Origin of the sequence: Microcoleus sp. MON1_C5, assembly GCF_036701875.1 — a bacterium.
Classification (GTDB): domain Bacteria; phylum Cyanobacteriota; class Cyanobacteriia; order Cyanobacteriales; family Microcoleaceae; genus Microcoleus.
In genome coordinates, this window is sequence record NZ_JAUBRN010000053.1 from 18,968 (window position 1) to 40,581 (window position 21,614).

13 protein-coding genes are annotated in these 21,614 nt (G+C 47.2%); 2 read left to right on the forward strand and 11 right to left on the reverse strand.

The genetic code is table 11. From position 1 onward, the window contains the following. Positions 1-205: 205 nt before the first annotated feature. The 6 genes from QUA71_RS22230 to rpsT all read right to left on the reverse strand — a co-directional run bounded on the left by QUA71_RS22230 (position 206) and on the right by rpsT (position 8,687). The gene (locus tag QUA71_RS22230; protein ID WP_333217584.1) at positions 206-2,080 is read right to left on the reverse strand and encodes a DNA-directed RNA polymerase subunit gamma; all 1,875 of its coding nucleotides are present in this window, start codon (positions 2,078-2,080) and stop codon (positions 206-208) included. Positions 2,081-2,164: 84 nt separating this feature from the next. After that, on the reverse strand, positions 2,165-3,253 hold the full coding sequence (locus tag QUA71_RS22235; protein ID WP_333288346.1) for an HNH endonuclease: 1,089 nt from the start codon (positions 3,251-3,253) through the stop codon (positions 2,165-2,167). Between the two features lie 141 nt (positions 3,254-3,394). Then, entirely contained in the window at positions 3,395-6,781 is a 3,387-nt protein-coding gene (rpoB, locus tag QUA71_RS22240; protein ID WP_333041547.1) for a DNA-directed RNA polymerase subunit beta, read from the reverse strand. A gap of 451 nt (positions 6,782-7,232) precedes the next feature. Further along, complete coding sequence (locus QUA71_RS22245) at positions 7,233-7,415, reverse strand: hypothetical protein (protein WP_333288348.1); 183 nt, start codon at positions 7,413-7,415, stop codon at positions 7,233-7,235. Beyond that, on the reverse strand, positions 7,384-8,163 hold the full coding sequence (locus tag QUA71_RS22250) for a TatD family hydrolase (protein ID WP_190660454.1): 780 nt from the start codon (positions 8,161-8,163) through the stop codon (positions 7,384-7,386). The genes QUA71_RS22245 and QUA71_RS22250 overlap by 32 nt, the downstream gene beginning before the upstream one ends. A 224-nt stretch (positions 8,164-8,387) precedes the next feature. Further along, entirely contained in the window at positions 8,388-8,687 is a 300-nt protein-coding gene (gene rpsT / locus QUA71_RS22255; protein ID WP_006632886.1) for a 30S ribosomal protein S20, read from the reverse strand. Positions 8,688-9,583: 896 nt separating this feature from the next. Between rpsT and hisD the strand changes: the two genes are divergently transcribed. Then, positions 9,584-10,897, forward strand: coding sequence for a histidinol dehydrogenase (gene hisD, locus QUA71_RS22260; protein WP_006632885.1), 1,314 nt, complete (start codon positions 9,584-9,586; stop codon positions 10,895-10,897). Between the two features lie 324 nt (positions 10,898-11,221). Continuing rightward, entirely contained in the window at positions 11,222-11,650 is a 429-nt protein-coding gene (locus tag QUA71_RS22265) for a universal stress protein (protein ID WP_333063490.1), read from the forward strand. A gap of 41 nt (positions 11,651-11,691) precedes the next feature. Here the strand turns inward: QUA71_RS22265 and QUA71_RS22270 are convergent, their stop codons facing one another. The 5 genes from QUA71_RS22270 to QUA71_RS22290 all read right to left on the reverse strand — a co-directional run bounded on the left by QUA71_RS22270 (position 11,692) and on the right by QUA71_RS22290 (position 21,586). Further along, positions 11,692-12,966, reverse strand: a complete 1,275-nt coding sequence (locus QUA71_RS22270) for a carbamoylphosphate synthase large subunit (RefSeq protein ID WP_333288351.1) — start codon at positions 12,964-12,966, stop codon at positions 11,692-11,694. Positions 12,967-13,169: 203 nt separating this feature from the next. Further along, positions 13,170-14,063 carry an isoaspartyl peptidase/L-asparaginase family protein gene (locus QUA71_RS22275; protein ID WP_333288353.1) on the reverse strand — a complete coding sequence of 298 codons (894 nt, stop codon included), beginning with the start codon at positions 14,061-14,063 and terminating at the stop codon, positions 13,170-13,172. A 624-nt stretch (positions 14,064-14,687) separates the two neighbouring features. Then, a complete protein-coding gene (locus QUA71_RS22280; RefSeq protein WP_333288354.1) occupies positions 14,688-15,320 on the reverse strand; it encodes an alpha-ketoglutarate-dependent dioxygenase AlkB in 633 nt (210 codons plus the stop codon). A 327-nt stretch (positions 15,321-15,647) separates the two neighbouring features. Beyond that, complete coding sequence (locus tag QUA71_RS22285) at positions 15,648-15,845, reverse strand: hypothetical protein (protein ID WP_333288364.1); 198 nt, start codon at positions 15,843-15,845, stop codon at positions 15,648-15,650. After that, a complete protein-coding gene (locus QUA71_RS22290; protein WP_333288356.1) occupies positions 15,842-21,586 on the reverse strand; it encodes an AAA family ATPase in 5,745 nt (1,914 codons plus the stop codon). The genes QUA71_RS22285 and QUA71_RS22290 overlap by 4 nt, the downstream gene beginning before the upstream one ends. Positions 21,587-21,614 lie beyond the last annotated feature (28 nt).

A 21,614-nucleotide genomic window follows, 5' to 3' on the forward strand; every position in this document is an offset into this window, starting at 1 on the left:
AATAAAGTTTACTTGCACCTACCTACTTAATTGGTAATGAGTAACTTTTACTGCCCTTCGACTTCGATCGGGAACCGCGTAGCCGAAGTATTGGTAATTGGTAATTGGTAATTTTTCCGTCTTCAATCGCTATTATTTGTTAGCAATTAGTGGCGAATTATTACCCATTACCTGTTACCCATTACCTCTTACCCATTCCCAATTTCTAATTGTTAATTACCGATTCGATCGTTTGGTGATAGATAATCCTGCCCGGAGTAGTGCGAATGAATTGATTGATCACCTTGCCCTCTCCGTCTTCCCGAACCCGGCGGAACTTGTATTCTTTCGTCACTATACCGTCGGTAGAGCGTTCCACCTTCAGCGGTTCTCCCTCGGGTTCTGCGTTTTCTATGGCGCCTTGAAACCTCACCCACACATAAGAGTGCAAGTCAACGATTCCTTGTTCGTAAGCTACAACCGCGTCGGTAAGGTTGGAGAAATAGTGACCGGCTCCTTTTTGAGCGTCAGGATTTTCGGCTGTCAAGTAATAGCAACCGAGCACCATATCTTGAGAAGGAGTAACGATCGGTCTTCCGGTTGCCGGCGACATAATGTTGTTAGAAGCCAGCATCAGCAAGCGCGCTTCCGCCTGAGATTCCAGAGACAAAGGCACGTGCACGGCCATTTGGTCGCCGTCAAAGTCAGCGTTAAAAGCCGGACAGACTAGCGGGTGAAGTTGAATCGCCCTGCCGTCTACCAAAATCGGCTCAAAGGCTTGAATCCCCAAACGGTGGAGGGTCGGCGCCCGGTTTAGCATTACCGGGTGTCCTTCAATCACCTCCTGAAGCACGTCCCAAACACTGGGATCGTTGCGCTGGATCAGTTTTTTGGCAGCTTTGATGTTGTTGACCAATCCTTGGCGGATCAAGCGGTGGATGACGAAAGGCTGGAAAAGCTCGATCGCCATTTCCCTCGGCAAACCGCACTGATGAATTTTCAGTTTCGGTCCCACCACAATCACCGAACGCCCGGAGTAGTCAACCCGTTTCCCCAGCAAGTTTTGCCGGAAGCGACCTTGTTTCCCTTCAATGATGTCCGACAGCGACTTCAGCGGGCGGTTGTTTGCCCCCACCACTGTCCGGCCCCGGCGACCGTTGTCAATCAGCGCATCCACAGCTTCTTGCAGCATCCGCTTTTCGTTGCGGATGATAATCTCCGGCGCCAGAATTTCTTGGAGTCTCGCCAAGCGGTTGTTGCGGTTGATTACTCTCCGGTAAAGGTCGTTGAGGTCGCTCGTTGCAAAACGCCCGCCGTCTAGCTGTACCATCGGCCGCAAGTCGGGGGGAATCACCGGAATCACATTGAGCACCATCCAATCGGGTTGAGATCCCGTAGCGATGAAGTTGTCAATTACCCGCAAACGTTTAATTAACTTCGCCCGTTTTTGACCTTTAGCATTAGCAATATCTTCCCGCAACTTTTCCGCTTCGCTTTCTAGCGGAATGTTTTGCAGCAAAACTTGCAAAGCTTCAGCACCAATCCCCACTTCTACACCTGTGAGTGTGGAATCTTCGCTGTAAAGTTCGTCTTCTATTTCCAGCCAAGCATCTTCGGTTAGCAATTGCTTGTATTGCAGTTTTTCGGCATTACCGGGGTTGAGAACAACATAGGCATTGAAATAAACTATTTGTTCGACATCTCGCAGCGGCATATCTAACAGAATTGCCATGTAACTCGGGATGCCTTTGAGATACCAAACGTGAGCTACTGGAGCTGCTAATTTGATAAATCCCATCCGGTGACGGCGGACGCGAGATTCAGTGACTTCTACACCGCATCTTTCGCAAACAATGCCTCTATGGCGAACTCGTTTGTACTTCCCACAATGACATTCCCAATCTTTTGCAGGCCCAAAAATGCGCTCGCAAAACAAGCCATCCATTTCAGGTTTTAACGTCCGATAATTTATTGTTTCGGGCTTCGTCACTTCTCCAGTTATCTGACCGTTGGGTAAAGTTCTCTCTCCCCATTGTCGAATTCTTTCTGGTGAAGCTAACCCTATCTTGACGTAATCAAAGCGTTGTTCTATTTTAGCCATTCTTGACTCCAATTGATAATTTACAGTAGATTATTTGTGGTGGTTTATCTTTTTTCTGTGCTTTTTTTACGGCTTAAATCAATCTTATACTCCTTTATATGTGATATTGTTTTTAATATCATAGATGACACTTGAGGAGACTCTTAAGTCATCAGCTATTTTAGAGATTGATTCTCTATCTCTAATCCTTTTTCGTACCTCAAGAGCTTGCTCGAAAGTCAATTTCCGATCGAGATATCCACCTATGCGAGGAACTGGAACCTCTTGGCCTGCTTCCTTCCAAGTGACGTGATACTTAATATCATGTATGGTTTTGCGACCCACACCATATTCCTGAGCTACATCCTTCACTCTCTCTCCTGCGGCTAGTTTTTGCCGAATTTCTCGTACCTTTTCCCAGTCTAATTTTGCCTTGGAAAGGGGATGACTTTTTCCTTGAGTGCGTCCTTTCTTAGAAGCATCTAATGAATTTTGAGTGCGAGTACCACCCCAAAGGTGTTCTGGATTAATACAACTGGGATTGTCGCAGGTATGACAAGCATCTATTGAAGTCGGAACTGCACATCCTAATTTCTCAGCTAAAACAGCACGAGTAACTGATTTCGATTTCCCATTTTTCCAGTATCTGCCATAGCCTTGACCGTCCTTTGAGCCTTGAAAAATGATGCAGCCGTTGTCTTGAATTTCTCCTAAAAAACCGGGCAAAACTGTAGTGAAGTTATCGGGAATATTTGTCTGAAGTATCTTAGTAATAGTTTCATGTTGTACTCCATACTCTTTTGCTAGGTGGTTTTTGACTGTTCCAGATAAATATTTAGTCTGAATTTCCCGGAGTTGTTCGATCGACAGTTGGCCAATACCCGGAATACTTTTGCGTCTGGGAGTTTTGCGATCGCGCTCCATCATCTGCCCGGTATTTTCCGCCGCAGTTCCCGCTACGAGATGTGCTGGGTTGATGCAGCTTCGATTGTCGCAGGTGTGGCAAGCAAAATAACCGGAACCAAGGAATCCTGCTATTTTTGATTCGAGGACTAATCGGTGGACTAATACCGTTTTGCCATCGAGCCACTTGCGCGCGTAACCGTTGCCAAACTTGCTCCCTTGCCAGTTAATACAGCCTGTCGCCCGGTCAACTTCTCCTTCTATTCCTGGGACAACTGTTACAATAGTCATGTCAGCGTCTCTCCTCTTAAGAGCGTTGATTCGCCTCACCAGTGTTCGTACCACTGCTGAGGCATTTTAATTTGAGATTGTCGATTAAAGATTAAAGAATTGAATCCGGTCAAAAAATCTTTAATCTTTAATCTTTAATGCCTAATCCTCGTCAAGTTCGTCACGAGAAAGCGATTCGTAAGTAGGCCGGGAGGGCGATCGCTTGCCCCCAGCATCTGCCATCAAATCCACCTCAACGTGCTCGCTGCCCTCGTCGGACGTATTCACCTTGTGCACAGCAATATCCAAGCACAAAGACTGCAACTCCCGCATCAGCACCTTGAAAGATTCCGGCGTACCGGGCCGCGGAATAGCTTTGCCTTTGACGATCGCATTCAGCGCTTCATTCCGTCCCTGCATATCGTCCGACTTCACAGTCAGCAACTCTTGTAAAGTATAAGCTGCGCCGAACGCTTCCAGAGCCCAGACTTCCATTTCTCCGAACCGCTGACCCCCCTGCTGCGCTTTGCCGCCCAAAGGCTGCTGCGTTACCAGCGAGTAAGGGCCTGTGCTGCGGGCGTGGATCTTATCGTCTACCAAGTGAACCAGCTTCAGCATATAGGCGATGCCGACTGTGATGGGGCGATCGAACGGTTCCCCTGTTCGGCCATCGTAGACAATAGTCTTGCCGGGGTGCTTTTCGTTAAACACCCAAGGCTTGCCGGTTTTTTCGCGGGCTTCCTGCAGCTTGCCGTGCACGGTTTCCCGCGACTTTTCAGCGCCGTGCATTTCATCAAAAGGCACCATCTTGAACCGCATGGACAGATTTTCGCCCGCCCATCCCAGCAAGCACTCAAAAATCTGACCCACGTTCATCCGCGACGGTACGCCCAAGGGATTGAGCACTATGTCAACCGGAGTCCCGTCGGGCAAATAAGGCATATCCTCCATCGGCAGAATCCGGGACACAATACCCTTATTCCCGTGGCGGCCGGCCATTTTGTCGCCGACTTGAATTTTCCGCTTTTGAGCTACGTAGACGCGGACGACCATGTTGGCGCCGGGGGGCAGTTCGTCGCCCTGTTCGCGGGTAAAGACCCGCACGTCCACCACGCGGCCTTTTTCGCCGTTAGGGACGCGGAGGGAATTGTCGCGCACGTCGCGGGCTTTTTCGCCGAAGATTGCCCTCAGCAGTTTTTCTTCCGGCGGTTGGTCGGATTCGCCCTTGGGGGTGACTTTGCCGACTAGGATGTCGCTGGCTTCCACCCAAGCACCTTTGCGGATAATGCCCTGTTCGTCTAGCTGGCGCAGCGCGTCTTCGCCGACGTTAGGAATTTCGCGGGTGATTTCTTCGGGCCCGAGTTTGGTTTGGCGGGCTTCGATTTCATATTTTTCAATGTGGATCGAAGTGTAGACATCTTCGTACACCAAACGCTCGCTAATTAGCATCGCGTCTTCGTAGTTGTAGCCTTCCCAAGGCATATAAGCTACGAGGATGTTGTGACCCAGAGCGAGTTCTGCCCCTTCGGTGGAGGAACCGTCAGCGAGCACTTGACCTGCTACGACTCGATCGCCCTCATAAATCAGCGGACGCTGGTTTAAACAAGTATCTTGGTTAGAGCGCTGATATTTTTGCAGTTCGTGTTCGATGCAGCCAGCATATTTTTGCTTCCAAACCGAGGGCTGTTTGACTTTGAGATCGTCGTATTCCTTAATCAGGAAATGTTCTTCGCTGGAATTCGATTCGGCATCTACAGCCAGGGGTTTGACAATAATCCGGGTAGCGTCGATGTAAATCACCTCGCCGTCGATCCGGGAAACCACAACCATCCCGGAATCTCGGGCCGCCTGAGCTTCCAACCCCGTACCGACTAGCGGTCGTTCTGGTTTCAGTAGCGGCACAGCTTGCCGCTGCATATTCGATCCCATCAGAGCTCGGTTGGCGTCGTCGTGTTCCAGGAACGGAATCAGCGATGTCGCGACGGAGACGATTTGCACGGGCGAAATCGCCATGTAGTCCACCTGCATCGGTGTAGTCGTCGTAAATTCTTGGCGGTAGCGGACGGCTACAGTTTCGCCCAATAGGTTGTTGTTTTCGTCGAGACTGATGTCTCCGGGGGCGACGCGCAAATCGTCTTCTTCGTCGGCTGTCATGTAAACAGGGGCTTTGTCGCGCAGCACCCGTCCTTTTTCGACTGGATAAAAAGGAGTTTCAATGAAGCCGTATGGGTTGACGCGGGCGTGGGTTGCCAAGGAACCGATCAGACCGGCGTTGGGGCCTTCTGGTGTTTCGATCGGGCAAATCCGGCCGTAGTGGGAGGGGTGAATGTCCCGCACTGCAAACCCGGCGCGTTCCCGAGTCAGACCTCCTGGGCCCAAGGCGGAAAGCCGACGTTTGTGCGTCAGTTCTGCCAGAGGGTTGGTTTGATCCATGAACTGCGATAGCTGGGAGGAACCGAAGAATTCCTTGATTGCTGCTACCAGCGGTTTGGGGTTGACCAGAGAAGCGGGGCTGAGGGAGTCGGCATCCGAGACGGTCATTCTTTCGCGGATAATCCGTTCTAAGCGGTTGAGTCCGACGCGCACTTGGTTTTGCAGCAGTTCTCCGACACTGCGGACGCGACGGTTGCCTAAGTGGTCGATGTCGTCTGTCGAGCCGATGTCGAATTCGAGGTTAATTAAGTAGTCTATCGCCGTCAATATATCTTGCGATGTCAGCACCCGCATGGTATCGGGGACTGTCAAGCGCAATTTTTTGTTGAGTTTGTAGCGGCCGACTCGGCCCAAATCGTAGCGTTTGGGGTCGAAAAAGCGCGAGTTGAGGAGCTGTTCGCCGCCCGCCACGGTGGGGGGTTCGCCGGGACGGAGTTTGCGGTAGAGCTCCATCAAAGCTTCTTCTTCGCCGAATTGTCCTTCTTTCTCGATCGTTTTTTGGAAGTATTCCGGGTGCCGCAGGGAGTCGTAGATTTCGCCGTCTGTGAGTCCGAGGGCTTTGAGCAGCACCTGAGCCGATAGTTTGCGCGTTTTGTCGATTCTGACCCAGACTAAATCGTTTTTGTCTGTTTCAAATTTCAGCCAAGCGCCTCGGTTGGGGATGAGCGAGGCGTTGTAGGAACGGCGACCGTTTTTGTCGGTTTCCGATTTGTAGTAGACGCCTGGGGAACGCACGATTTGGTTGACTATCACCCGTTCCGCGCCGTTGATGATGAAAGTGCCGCGCTCGGTCATCAAGGGCAAGTCGCCGATGAAGACTTCTTGTTCTTTGATTTCCCCTGTTTCTTTGTTAATCAGGCGGGTGGGTACATACATTTGCACCGAGTAGGTGCTGTCCCTGCGCTTGGCTTCGTCCACGTCGTATTTCGGGCGCTTGAGTTTGAAGTCTTTGCCCATGAAGTGGAGTTCCAGCTTCCCCGTGTAGTCTGTAATCGGGGAGAAGCTGTCGAGTTCTTCGATCAGCCCGGCTTCTAGGAACCAGCGAAAACTTGCCCGCTGGATTTCGATCAAATCGGGCAAGGTGAAGGCGAATTCTGTGTAATCTTTAGTGGTCATGGGGGTCCTTTTTCCGCAGTGGCTCTAGCTTTTTACATGGCGCCAAGGCTGGGCTTTTTTACCTTGTTGCGTTTTTTTGATTGATTGTGTGAGAGAATTTATATGATGTTTTCGATCGCCTGCCAACTGCTGCAACGGTTATTTTTGCTGGTGGCTCGCAGTGTTTTTGTGCGAATTTTAGTTTCGATTCCGATGCTTTTAGCTCCGATATCGTGGTATCCCGGGGTAAATTCCCTACACTTTTGACTCCTAAAATTGACTTGACAGCTATTGCCAAATTGCTGAGGTTCCAAGTTTCTTCTGATGTGTAAGTTTGAGTGTGTAAGTTTGAGGTATTGCGTGAAGTTTTTGCCGATCCCGAAGGTTAGCGTACTCGCGTTGTGTTGGCATTTCCGGGGCGACATCGCAGTCGCGGATACTAAGCCAACGCCCGATCGGGCGGTTCTTTTTATTATAGGACGCAAATCCGATCGCAGCAGGCAACGCTAAAAGAATCTCCAATAAAGGATGAATCCGGTTTTTCCGGCAGGATAGAAATGAAATTGTCCCGATCGCTGGCTCCTAAATCGACCTGTTTTCCTCGTTTCTCTGTTCTGCTATAACTAAACTGAAAAGCCGAATAGCTGACAGGCATTTTCGGTTGTCTGCTGGGACAAAGTTAAGAGAGAAACTCCTCTCAATTTAGCAACTTGCTCGGCTACGTAGTAGACGTAGGCTGGTTCGTTGCGTTTTCCCCGCTGGGGTACGGGGGCGAGAAAAGGGCAATCTGTCTCGACTAGGATGCGATCGCTATTTACCATACAAGCTGATTCTTGTATTTGCAAGGCTTTTTTAAAGGTTACTGTTCCGCTAAAACTGATGTAGAAACCTAGGTCTAAAAACCACTGGGTTTCTTCGGGTGTGCCTCCCCAGCAGTGCATGACCCCGCGCACTGGCCCGCGAGTCTGCCAAAAGTTCCTCAGCATTTCGGCCATTGGGGCTGCGGCGTCGCGACAGTGGATAATGACTGGTTTGTCAAGTTCCTGGGCGATTTCAAGCTGTGCCTCAAACACTTTAAACTGATGTTCTCGATCGTCAGCTTTATAAAAGTCCAGTCCGGTTTCGCCGATCGCCACTACCCTAGAGTCCGAATTCGCTAATTCCCTAATCTGGCTCGCCGTCTCGTCTGTCCACTTCTCGGCATCTAGGGGGTGGAGTCCAACCGCAAACGAGACTTCGGCAAACTGATTGGCGATTGCTTGAATGCCGGCAAATTCTTCTGGCTCTACACAAGAATGAACCAACCGAACTACACCAGCTTCGCGCCAGCGTTCTCGAATGGCTTCTAACTCAGATTTGTAGGTCTCAAAGTTGATATGAACGTGAGTGTCGATGAGCTGCATGGGGGAAGCAGATTAGAAATGATACGGGAGAGTCCTGGTGGGATAGGGCGAGGGGGAGTGAGAGAGTCTGGGAGTGGGAGTGGCCGAGAGTGTGTGGGAAAAATGTTCCGTCTTCTTTCTTTCTTCTTCCTTCTTCACGCTTGACTTCTTCACCCTTGACTTCTTCCCTCAACATCCATCCCTTCAATCTTGTACACTGCTTCGTTGCCGAACTTTCTGCTTCCTTAAGATGCTACCGATACTTCGTGCGGCTTGAGGGTTCTTGCCAAGCGGGACTTTTTGCGAGCGCCGTTGTTGCGGTGGAGTACACCTTTTTTGACAGCTTTGTCAATTTTGCTGTAGGCCTCAGACATTCGCTGCTGGACTTCTTGCATTAATTCCGGGCTCGGAGCCGCGGCGTACTTGTCTACGGCAGCGAAATACTTCTTCATCAAAGTTTTGACCGCTGACTTGTAAGATTTGTTGTACAAGCGGTTACGTTCGGCGATTTTGACTCGTTTGACGGCGGACTTAATATTTGCCATAGTTCAGTTGCTGGAAGTAGGTATTCATTGATACACCCTAGTCTCAAGAGAGTCCCAAGACACGGGGATTTTGAAGGACAACCTTTTCGGGATCGATCCGCAAAAAGCTTGATTTTTAAAGGCGGAGTGAGACAGCCAACTTTCCATTAGCTCAGATTGAGCTGAGTCTGTGGCTACTTTTTGGCGACGCCCGCGCAATAATTTTTTATTGACTCATTTAACTGCCTGTTTTTTACCCCTGACAATACCCATAAGGTAGGACATGGGTCTTACAGAGGCGTTTTGCGGTGTTTCCACCGTCACGAGTTAAAGTCACGGTTTCTTGCGCGCAATTTTCAAGTATACAATAATTTGGCGTTTTTTTATAAAAAAATTATCAGGTGTTGGAAAAACTAATATAGCACCTATTCTGCTTAAAATCCAATTCTCTGAAAAATCCAAGTTAAGCTATAACAAAGAATACGGGTTATTTGGGCTTCGGCAAGAAGCACTTACCGAAGGTAGAAGGTAAAAAGCTGAAGGTAGAAGGTAGAAGGTAGAAGACAGCAACGGATCTGAAGGTAGAAAGTAGAAGGCAGAATCAAAATTCTTCCGCTCGAACACTCTCCCTCTCGGATATTATCGGGGTCGGACACTCTCCCCTTCTGCGTTCCAACCCTCTCACCGGGCACCCGGTTCTCTGGCGGGCAATTCCTAGAGAAGATTGTGACTTGTCCTCAGTGTTGCAAAATCCTCGACAGAGATTTAAACGCTGCACTGAAGCCTTGGAAAATGCCGCGACTCTCGCGGTTTAAGCTTGTGGACTGGTGGTGGCCTACTTCTCTAGGAGAACGCCACAAAAATCCCCAATTGTCAAGCAAATGTTAGTGAAGTTATAGACGGCATTCCTAATCTCCATGCTGCGAATCATTACTCAGTGGGTTGAGGCACAAGCTGAACTGCGACGGATCTGCGATCGCACCCATGACGAACTTGTCGTTCACAAAGAAGCCACCGTGCGGGAGGTGCTGCAAGCTGTAAGGCGCAGAGGCGATCAGGCTGTGCTGCACTACACTGCTGAATTTGACCGCATGACCCTAAATGTGGAAGATTTACGGGTCAGCGGCGCCGAACTGGATGCTGCTTACCAGCAGGTGTCGAAAGAATTATTAAATGCCATCCGGCTGGCTTGCAAACAGGTAGAGGCGTTTCACCGACAGCGCGTACCCAAGTCTTGGGTGCAGTTTGGCGATGACGAGATTGTTTTGGGCAAGCGCTACACGCCGGTCGATCGAGCGGGAATCTACATTCCTGGGGGTCAGGCGTCCTATCCGAGCTCGGTGATCATGAATGCGGTGCCTGCGAAGGTCGCCAAGGTGCCGAGACTGGTGATGTGTACTCCCCCCGGACAGGAGAAGAAAATGAATCCTGCGGTGCTGGTAGCGGCTCAGGAAGCGGGAGTTGATGAGATTTATCGGGTCGGCGGGGCGCAGGCGATCGCGGCTTTGGCCTACGGTACGGAAACTATTCCGAAGGTGGATTTAGTTACTGGGCCGGGGAATATTTACGTCACTCTGGCTAAAAAACTGGTTTACGGGACTGTGGGGATCGATTCTCTGGCTGGCCCGTCGGAGGTGTTGATTATTGCGGATGGTTCGGCGAATCCCGTGCACGTGGCTGCGGATATGTTGGCTCAAGCTGAGCACGATTCGATGGCGTCGGCAATTTTGCTGACGGCGGATTCGGTGCTGGCTAGGAAGGTGGTGGCTGAGGTAGACAGACAGTTGGCAAATCACCCGCGCCGAACTTTAACAGAAAAGGCGATCGCCAACTATGGTTTAGTCGTGGTAGTTGACTCGCTCAAAGCGGCGGCGGAACTCTCTAACGAGTTTGCCCCGGAACACTTGGAATTGCAAGTTGCAGATCCCTGGGCTTTGCTCGACCAAATTCGCCACGCTGGGGCGATTTTCTTGGGCTGCTCGACGCCGGAAGCTGTAGGTGATTATTTGGCTGGCCCGAATCACACTTTGCCGACTTCTGGGGCTCCGCGCTATGCGTCGCCGCTGGGTGTCGAAACTTTTATGAAGCATTCGAGTTTGATTCAGTATTCGCCTGCTGCACTTAAGAAGGTGAGTAGGGCGATTAATGTTTTGGCGGAAGCAGAGGGGCTTCCTTCTCACGCTGATTCGGTGCGGCTGCGGACTGAAAATGAGGGAAAGGGTGAGTTTTAGAGGGTAGATTTAAGTAGATGATCGGCAAAATACAGAGGTAGTCAAAAGCGAGTGAAATGCAATGAAAGGAAGCAATTCTCTTGCGATTATGGTAGCTTTACATTCTGTGACAAGCGGTCCAATTTATTTGCACTTACCTACTTACGCACTGCGGGCTTAAGAAACCCGGTTTCTTCAAGAATCTTGCTTAAATGACGCAATTATGTTAAGAAACCGGGTTTCTGGGTAGGTAATAATGATGTGGGTGGGAAGCGCGAAAATAGGGGAAAGTAGGCAACAATCAACGAAATATTTAAAGTCTAAATATCTCAGGTTTAAAGGTGCATGGTATTGAATACTGTTTTGGTAGCGATCGACAATTCAGAGCTTGCAGAACGGGTTTTGCAAGTTGTAGGACAATTTCAGCTAGAACCGACGGCAAAGGTGATTCTAGTTCATGTTGTCAGTTCTGGTATGTCGGATTTTGACGCGGTTGTCGATCGACCTCACGCTCAGGGAGATGAGATTGCTTACCGAGAGGTGGAGAAGTTACTGCAATCTTATCAGGAAAAGTTGCCTTGCCAGAGCGAATTGGAGATTGTTTCGGGACAACCTGCAGAAGAAATTGTGCGTTTGGCTAATATTTATAAGGCGGATTTAATTGCGATCGGCTGTCGGGGTTTGACTGGTTTAAAGCGAATTTTGGAGGGCTCGGTGAGTGCTGAGGTTGTCGCTGAGGCTCCTTGTTCGGTGTTGGTGGTGCGCGCCAAATGACCGGGAAAACCCCATAACCGCTGCAATGGGTAGAGTAGATATCAACCAAATTGCTGCAATCCCTTACTGTGCAAATTATCCTCAATGTGCTGCATTTCCTTCATATCCTCACCCGCAACTATCCCGTACATTTCCGTGTAGATTTTTCCGTATTTAACCTTCTCTAAAGCCGACAGGATTATCAAGTCCTTGCGAGCGAGTTCTGGTTTCAGCGTGACAAGAATCGATTCCAAAGTCCCATCCATTCGCCAGCTACTGGAATATTGAGCCACCTCCTTTCCCAGCCCCAGTAAGGTATGGCGCTGCACACAAAGCGGAGTCGAGCCATTAACTCGGAAATTGGCATCAATGGCATACAACTCTCCCTCAGAGTCTTCTAGCACGTCGAAGCCAATAACGCCGAAATAACCCTGTTGGTGAGCATATTTACCAATAGCGGCAATCATCTCAAAAAACCTACTCATGTCGGTTTCGCGGTAGTGAATTAGTCCCCCTAAATAGCTGCCCTCTGGGGTGACAAGTTGGCTGGTAGTGCCGATAAGCGTGATATTTCCCGTTTTGCTTACATAGAACTGCACGCAGTAGTTCTGCACTTCATTCTTGACGAATTCCGAGACAATAATCGTATCCAGCAACTTAATATCCAGATATTTCCTCACTTCCTGCAAGCAGTAGTTCAGATCGCTGGCGCTTTTGATAATATAAGTCCCTTCTCCAGAAAGTCCGTGGGATGCTTTAATCAAGTAGGGGAATTTCTCGGGTAACTGAATGCTTTCGAGATTGACTTCGTGCAGATTGTAGGTTTGGTATTTCGGACATTGCACGCCTAATTCTGCTAGCGTTGCTTTGCTGAGCAAGTGGTAGTGGATGTCGGGATGGACGGCGTGTTTTTCTGGTTTGAGATTGTCGAAGGGAAATAGAGTGAGGAGTTTGTCAAAGCGATCGCTTACGCTGAGATCTTCGAGATAAGTTGAGCAGTCTATCATCTCCATACTGCTGTAGCTGAAGCCAAAATGCTCCCGCCAATAATCCATCAGCGAGTTCGGCGGCGAATTAATCACAATCCCTGGGATGGCATCGCCTAACACAGCCAGATTTTTCCAAGGTTCCTTCTGACCAATCTTGTCGAAAGAAGTTTTGGTGGCTTCACTGCTGCCGTCTTGAATAAAGTATTTTTCCCTGTTGGGGTAAGCAGCCCAACTGGCAGTTGCAGGGTAATTTAGGATGAACGCATAACGTGCATCTGTGATGTCTGCAGCAAATAAATCGGAAAGAGAATTACCCTGAAAGTAAGGAAAGTCGTATGTTGAGTTCATAATAAACCTTCAAGTCGAGTTTGAATTGAACTGTTTTGCCGGCCACTAAGTAGCTCGACACAATTAAAAGTAGGGTGGGCAATGCCCGCCCTACAAATTGAAAAAATGTTTATTGATGTCCAGCTACTTAATACCTAGGAAACAAGATATTAGTTGCGGAATTTTAACACTCTCCAACTAGGGAGAATGCAACCTCAATAATTTCAATGATGGACGAGTTGTTTTTTCTTAGTGAACACAGCCACCTTGTCCATTTCTGAGGTTCTATAAGCACAAGCCATGTCGGTTGAGTTATGCGCCCAGCCAACCCGCCCTTGAGGGTCTATGAGGATGCACCCAGCTTCTCCTGCCACCTTAGATGCCAGAGTCTCAATAGCCATCTGCGCTGCTTCATCTGGGTGCTTGCCGGACGCTAGAATGTCGATCGCCGTCTTCGCCAGAACTACTGGTATAATCGACTCGCCATCGCCTGTGGTCGAGCAACCGCCCTGTTGACTGTCAGCAAACAAGCCTGAGCCGATAATGGCGCTGTCGCCGACGCGACCGGCGGGCTTATTCATAGTGCCGCCTGTTGAGGTACCGGCAACTAAGGTGCCGCTGCTGTCTAAAGCTACACAACCAACGGTATTGGGGCGGTCAATAACTTCTTTTTCCTCCTCCCACTCTTCCTGTTGCTCATCCGCGATTAAGTCTTCTTTTGCAGACATCTCGGCTCCATTTTCTGCTGCAAAATGTTCTGCGTGATCCGCTACTAAGAACATGGGTTTTGTATCCATAATCTTTCGCGCCACGGAGATGGGATGCCGCACGCCTTGAACATTGGCGAGGGCTCCCCAAGCTAATGAACCACCTTCCATCATCGCTGCGTCTAGCTCTACCTCTCCCTTGCTGTTGAGAACCGATCCAAAGCCTGCGTTAAATGTCTGGTCAGCTTCCAGAACCCGGATAGCTGCCTCAACAGCTTCTGCTGCTGTACCCCCCCTTGCGAGCACTGCCCAACCAGCTTCTGCTGCTGCGGTACAGCCTGCATTGTTGGCTGCTACCTTGTCTTCTGAGATGGTTTTTGCTCCACCGTGAACAATAATGCTTAGTACCATAAATTTCCTTTTTTTTATCTGAATATCTACTTAAAAATTCCTTATATCAATCAATTTATTATAAGCAATTTTTAAGTATTTTATTTGATGCTAGTTATATAGGCTAGCTGTGTTTAATTTAGGATTCGTCTATCTTCAGATATAATTATTTTTGTCGAGATTTCTATTCCTCCCGACCTAGCTATTTACAAATTATTAATATATATGTTGCTAAAGTTATGTCAATAGTTCGATCACATTTAGCTTCGAGTTAGTTAAGGAACTTGAAAGAGTTAGGGAATAAAGATGAGGTACAACTTAAGGGGATGCACTACACCTTAACAGGCAAAATTGCTAAACGTGAAGAATGAGACTTTGAGAGACAATAAGTGCGATCGGCCTTCACATCAGTCTGAGCCTTTCTGCTGACCCGCCAAAAACCCGCGCAGCCGCAACAAACTAGCCGTTTGACCCAAATTCAGCCTTAGCAGCGGCACTCCCGTGCGATCGCTAATTCGGCGGTACTGTTATTGCTGTGCTAAAATCGCTACTTTTACTGTTAACAAAAGTTGCAATATTTTTTATTAAAACCCCAAGTAAAGGCAGATAAACGCATAGGCAAATTACAAATTACCATTAATTCATTTAGCTTACTTTCCTGAAAGTAAGGTTGATTCTTGGTTGAGTAACTTTGGCTGCTTTCGGGATTTGGTGTTGCCAAAAATGCTGGGTTTGTCCTTTCATCAGCAGGAAGCTTCCAGGAGTTAATTGAATTTCTAATTTCGTTTCTTTTTGGTATTTGTGCCTGAGCATAAAACGACGAGTAGCCCCAAAACTTACAGAACCTATCGCTGGGTTTTCACCAAGTTCTGATTCATCATCACTGTGCCAAGCTACACTATCTTTGCCGTCGCGATATAGATTAAGCAACACGCTGTTAAACAATGTACCTGCTATTGCTTCTATTTTAGATTTGATTGTTAGGAGTGTAGGTGTCCATACATTAGGCTCCATTTTTATGTTGGAGTAAGTGTAAGATTTACCTGCGTCTCCGTACCATGCGGTAAGTCGCGGTATAGCGACTTGCTTGCCAAAAAGCAGAGCCACCTCTTGCTTCCAATTAATAGTGCCGTACAATTCCGCAAATATCTCGTTGCTCTCATTGTTATTGAAGAAGTCGCGGTACATGATTATTTCGGCATCAGGTAGAGATAATTGCTGACCATGTTTCTGGCTTTGTGCTTTTGGCTCTTCCCACAATGAAAGTTGAGTATACATAAATCTGCTCGCTGATTACGTTTTACTGAAATTTATAAATATACAGTTGTTGACACAAGCACTGCCCAGCTTTACCATTAATCATGTAAAGCTAATTTTAGCATTTTAACAAGACAAGGATAATTACTTTTTCTCAACTTACAGCTAATGTTGCATACCGAATTGGGCGAAAAGTCTAGGATATGTTCCGGTATGTTTTTACCCAGGGACATAAGTTTAGATAATGCCAGAAAAATTCGGTTACTCTTGCTTTTGCCCTCCTTGCCCGCGATCGCTGCTGTGATGGATCTTGACCTAATCCTAGTCCTCAATGAAGCGCTCTTCACATCACTCGGAGGCTTTCTGCTTACCCGCCAAAAACTCCCGCAGCCGCAGTAAACTAGCCGTTTGCTCGAAATTCAGCGCTAGCAGCCACACTCCGTCCAACCGAGACTGCACCCAACCGTCACCCCAATACCACTCGTGAAAAATGAAAATGCTCTCCCCTTCCAACCATGTAGCGATCGAGCTTTGGGCTTTTATCATGGATCTAAATTGTGTGGCCGGTCTTTAATTTTTGTGCTGCGACTCATCAATGCAGACTGACAGCGTTCCCAATAAATTTTAGAGACGCGATCGCCCTGATTCTGACGCCAACACTCGGCAAACAGCCGCGCCCCTTCAGCCAACTTCCCTTCGGAGTAAATTGCCAAAGCTTCAGCAAACAATTCCAGCGTAGCTAACTTGCCCTGTTTAATTTCTGGCGTGTCAGCATCAAACACCTCATAAACCGTCACCGCTTCAGATTTCCCCTTAACTTTTACCGTGTCGAGAGTGCGGATTGCGTACTGAGATGGATTTTCTAAACGCGAGTAAGTTGACTGGGTGATTAACAGCGACACCCCATAATTTTTCGTCAAACTTTCCACCCGAGAAGCCAAATTCACCGCATCGGAAATTACTGTGCCCTCCATGCGATTTTGACCGCCCACCGTTCCCAGCATCAAAGTTCCAGTATTGATGCCAATCCCAATCTGAATCGGTGGATAACCACAATTGGCGCGATTTTGATTGTATTCAACGAGGCAGTCCAGCATGGCAATTCCGGCTTTCACAGCATTATCAGCTTCCCCACTAAACAGCGCCATAATTGCATCGCCAATATATTTATCAATAAACCCGTTATTTTCATTAATAACTGGTTCCATACGAGAAAGATAGGAATTGATAAATTTGAAATTATCCTCCGGTGTCATACTTTCCGAAAGCGTGGTGAAGTCGCGAATGTCAGAAAAAAGTACCGACATTTCCAACTGCACCTGATCGCCCAATTCCACATCAATAATGCTTGATTTCTCTAAAAACTGGAGGAACTGATTGGGGACAAAACGCTCGTAAGCTTTGTTGAGTTGGAACAATTCATCTGTAAATCTGATTCGCTCTGTTTCGGCTTTTTTGCGCTCCGTGATATCTTGAAAGGCTACAATTGCATAAGAAATATTGTCGTTTTCATCATAAATTGGTGTACCCCAAGCTTCGATCGGAATAATCTTGTTGCCTTGGTGAATTTCCATATCATCTACAGTGGCACTTTCGCCACTCAACGCCCGCGTAGTTGGCAATTCGGCAGAGGGATATTCCTCCTCTGTTCCAGCTTGATAGAGTTGATAAACCTCTGGTAGTTGCTCGCTGGTGACTTCAGGAATAACTCCTTTGCCTAATAATTGAATAGCAGCGCGATTACTATAGTAAAATTTGCCAGAAGCATCCAGCACTGACACCCCCACTGGAATTGCTTCTAAAAATTGAGCGAGTCGGTTCTCACTTTCGCGGACTTCTGTATAAAGCTTAGAATTTTGGATCGAGATCGCCGCTTGTCCAGATAACACTTTTAATAGTTCCACTCTTTCTGGCGTAAAAGCTCCGGCTGTGAGATTGTTTTCTAGGTAAACAATACTAATGATTTGAGATTGGTTAATCAGCGGCACACATAAAATTGATTTGGGCTGATGCTTTTGGATGTAGGGGTCGTTGGTAAATTGTCCCTCTCGGACAGCATCATCTAGTACCACGCTTTCTTGAGTGCGGGCCACATAATTGACAATCGCTTTGGAAAGTTCTTGACAGGTTTCAACTGAGATTGACTGCAACACGGTAACGGGATTGTCATCTATTTTCCCTTCAGCTTCAATTAACAGTTTTCCATGACTTGATAAAATTAGATATCCTCTTTCCGCTCCGGCACTTTCCATCAAAATTTTCATCAAGATCGACATTAGCTTATCTAGCATTATTTCACCGGAAATCGCTTGAGAAGCTTTCATTACTGTGGTGATATCTAAGTTGAAACCAGAACCAGTGGTCGTCACGGATGCAGTATTTTTAGTGTTTTTATTTGGCGATTGAAGAGGTCTCAATAAGTTGGAATAGCGCGTTTCTAAATCCGTTACCTTAGCAGCGGCTCCCCATTGGATATAACAATAATACGCCTCAATTATGTAGATTTGAGCAAATTTTTCTTTACCCCATTCTAGATAAAATTTGGCTGCTAGTTCGTTAGCTAGTGCTTCTTCGTTGAGGAATTTATTTTCTTTGGCTCCAGAAATGGCGCGATCGTACATTTCAATCGCCTCGGCTTTATTACCCAATATCCGTTGCCGTTCAGCCTCAACTAAATACCATTTATGCAGATAATTCATCGGAGCATTTTGCGCCCATTGGTGTAGAGTGCTTTGATGAGTTTCCACAACGGCGAGAATTTCAGCTTGCTTGGTTTCTGGCTGGGTGGGGAAAAGTGCCAAGTTCGTCAGGGCTGCATAAAAATGGAAAATGGGAACAAGAACCAATCCCGATACTGCCATCAAATACTTTTTGGCTTGGGCAATATAGTCTAGGGCAGCCGTGTAATTGCCAAAGAAGTAGGCAAGCAGTAGTTTGTAGATGTAGATAAAAGCAATCACCGTCCGGTCATTGGTCTGATGGTGCTTAGGAATCATCACCGTTTCATCGTAGGCAGTCCCTATTAGGCAATCCGACAGAATATGGGCTTGCCTCAAGTTCTTCGCTGTCTGCTGCGTAATATCCAAAAAAATCTGGGCAGAATATTGCTTCATTTGAGCCAAGGCAGCGCTGTAACTTAGTATTTCGGTTTCCCAAGTGTCTAGTTCTACCCCAGCTAAGAAATGAGAAAAAAAGTAAGCGTTTATGCTGTAGCTAGCGTATAAAAAATCGCCAGTTTCGATGCCTGCCCTAAAGCCATCTTTCAGTATCGGTATCGTTGCTCTGAGAGATTCTTGGTGATGCTGAATAAAAGCCCCAAACAAAACCAGAATTAGAGACTTGAATTCCCGTACATTGAACCGATCTAGCAATGAGAGTGCCAATTGCCCAAAGTCATAGCCCGTTTTCGCCTCTCCCAAAAAGGCACACAGCACCATACCATGAATTGCATACCCCACCGGCGATGCGGGTGCATTCCCAAATTGGAGCGATAAACTCACCATCGTGGAGCTAAGTAGTGGCAGCAAACCCGGCATTGCCTGGAAAATTGCTGTATGTAACATCCCAGAAAGTTGCATAGCGGCCTGAGTTTGTGGATTTGTCCTTACAGGCAAGTCAACCAGTTCTTGAATTTGTCTACCCTGGAGTTGGCTGGCCAGGTTTTGTAGCGCTTTACTAATCAAAGCTTTGTCAAGTTCGGTGGGTAATTCAATCCCTAATTGCTTCAGTGCCTTTGTGCCCACTGCGATCGCCTCCGACATCTGACTTTGGGCTGCGTAACTAGCGATTTGAATTTCGTAAATTTTAACTTTGTCTAAAATCGTCTTAGCTTCTTGCAACACCAGTGCTGCCATCTGTTCCATGCCTTCACTGTCAGCATTCAAATAGGCGGCTTCGGCAGCAGCAACGTAAAGATTTAGGGTCAATTCATATTGAGTTTGCCAGCAGTTGGCCCTCAAGAGTTCAATCCCTGTTTGGAGATAGATCTTTGCTGCAGTGTAGGCGGTAGAGCTTCTGGCTTTCTGTCCGGCTTTTAAGTTAAGTTGTGCTAAGGCTTCCCGTTCGCTTGGTTGGGCGATCGCCTTAATTCCTAGATTCAAATGCCCAACAATATCAAACAGTTTTTCCTCTATTTGGCTCTCTGATAAATTTTGCAGGAGTAACTGTCCGATTTTGAGATGATTGGCTTGTTTTTGATAGTTGGGAATCAATGAATAAGCCGCTTGCTGGACGCGATCGTGCAGGAAGTTATAAATTGGGTTAGTAACAGACTGATTCGGGGATTGAACGTCTGTTTGAATTAAGCTATAGCCTTCTGTAATCTGTAAAATGAGTCCTTCTTGCAAAGCTTTCCACAATGCTGATGCCGTTTGTTCGGTTAATTTTTCGTGGACTATTGCCAATGTATCTAAATCAAACTGCGCTCCAATGCAAGCCGCCAACTTGAGAACATCCTGACTTTCTCTGGGCAACTTCTGCAATTGCGCCGCCATAAACTCCACCACATCCGAGGCGTGGGTAAGTCTAGCTTGAGCAATATCGCACTGCCAATGCCGTACATTCCAGTCAAAAGTAATTTGACCATCTTCCTGCAACGCCTTCAGGAATTGAGTCGAGAAAAAGGGATTACCTTTGGTTTTTTGATAAACCAATTCTGTCAAAGGTTGAGATAAAGATAAATCGCAAATCAGCGTATCTGCTACCAACTGATTCATATCTGCTAAACTCAACGGTTCCAACGTAATAGTATTAACCACTGCCCCAGACTTAATAATCTCCTCCACTGTCAACATAAACGGATGAACAGGGGAGACTTCATTATCCCGATAAGCACCCAATACTAACAGATGCCCCCTATCCTCCATCAACAGTTGTAACAATTTCAGCGATGCCGAATCTGCCCACTGTAAATCATCCAAAAATATCACTAAGGGATGTTCGGCTTGGGTAAATACTTGTACAAATTTCTGCATCAGCAGATTGAAGCGATTTTGGGCGGCACTCCCCGACAGTTCTAGTGCAGGATTTTGAGCGCCAATGATGCGTTCTAATTCAGGAATTACGTCAATCAGCACTTGCCCACTCTCGCCTACTGCTGTCAGAACCTTGGTTTTCCATGTTTGTACCTGAGCATCACTTTCTGATAATAATTGCGCCATCAATTCCCGAAAAGCTTGCACAAATGCACTGAAAGGAGTATTGCGCCCAAATTGGTCGTATTTGCCTTTAATAAAATAGCCCCGTTGTCTGGCGATTGGCTTGTGGACTTCGTTCACTACTGCGGTTTTACCAATTCCAGAAAAGCCAGCCACCAGCATCATTTCGGCGCTACCTGTACTGACTCGTTCAAAGGCTGCTAATAGATTATCAACTTCAGTTTCTCTGCCGTAGAGTTTTTCGGGAATCAGGAAACGGTCTGTAATATCCCGCGTTCCCAAGTCAAATTCTTCTATGCTACCCGTTTCTTGTAATTGAACCAGACAACTCTCTAAATCGTGCTTTAGCCCCCCGGCCGTTTGATAGCGGTTTTCTGCATTCTTCGCCATCAGCTTGCTGACAATTTGAGAGACAATTAGGGGAATTTCTGGCTCTATTTGGTGCGTGGCAACTGGCTGTCTGGCAATGTGGCAGTGAACTAACTCTAAAGCATCTTCTGTCTGAAAAGGCAGTTTTCCACTCAGCAATTCGTAAAATGTAACGCCGAGTGAGTAAAAGTCAGTGCGGTAATCGAGAGTGCGATTCATCCTCCCCGTTTGTTCGGGTGAAATATAGGCTAATGTGCCTTCTAAAACGTTGGGGTTTTTCAGAGTCGGCGTTTCTCTGGTTAGCTGAGTGGAAATACCAAAGTCGATAATTTTTAATTGTTTCGTTTCCGGGTTGTAAACAATATTAGAAGGGTTAATATCTTTGTGAATAATATGCGTGGCATGAATTTGCCGTAAAATTTCAGTTGTGGCGATCGCAATTTGCAGAAATTCCTCCAGAGTAAACTTTCGCTGCTGCATCCATATTTTCAAGGATTCGCCGCCAAAGTCCTCCACAAACATCACGAGGCTGTTTTGGTATTTTTGCAAGTCATATACTCGCACGACTCCCGCCTCTTTCAACTCTTGGGTGATGCGGTATTCGGTGCGGTAGCGCACCAATTCTTGAGGTGTGGGGTAGCTTTCTTTGAGAAGTTTGAGGATAAGCGGCTGGTTATCTGCTTCCCGAATCGCTCGGTAAACCAGAGAGTTGGCGCTTTCATAGAGAAGTGTCACGACGGCAACGCCTGCAATAGAGAGCATATTGATTTTTATGGTAAATATTAAAGCT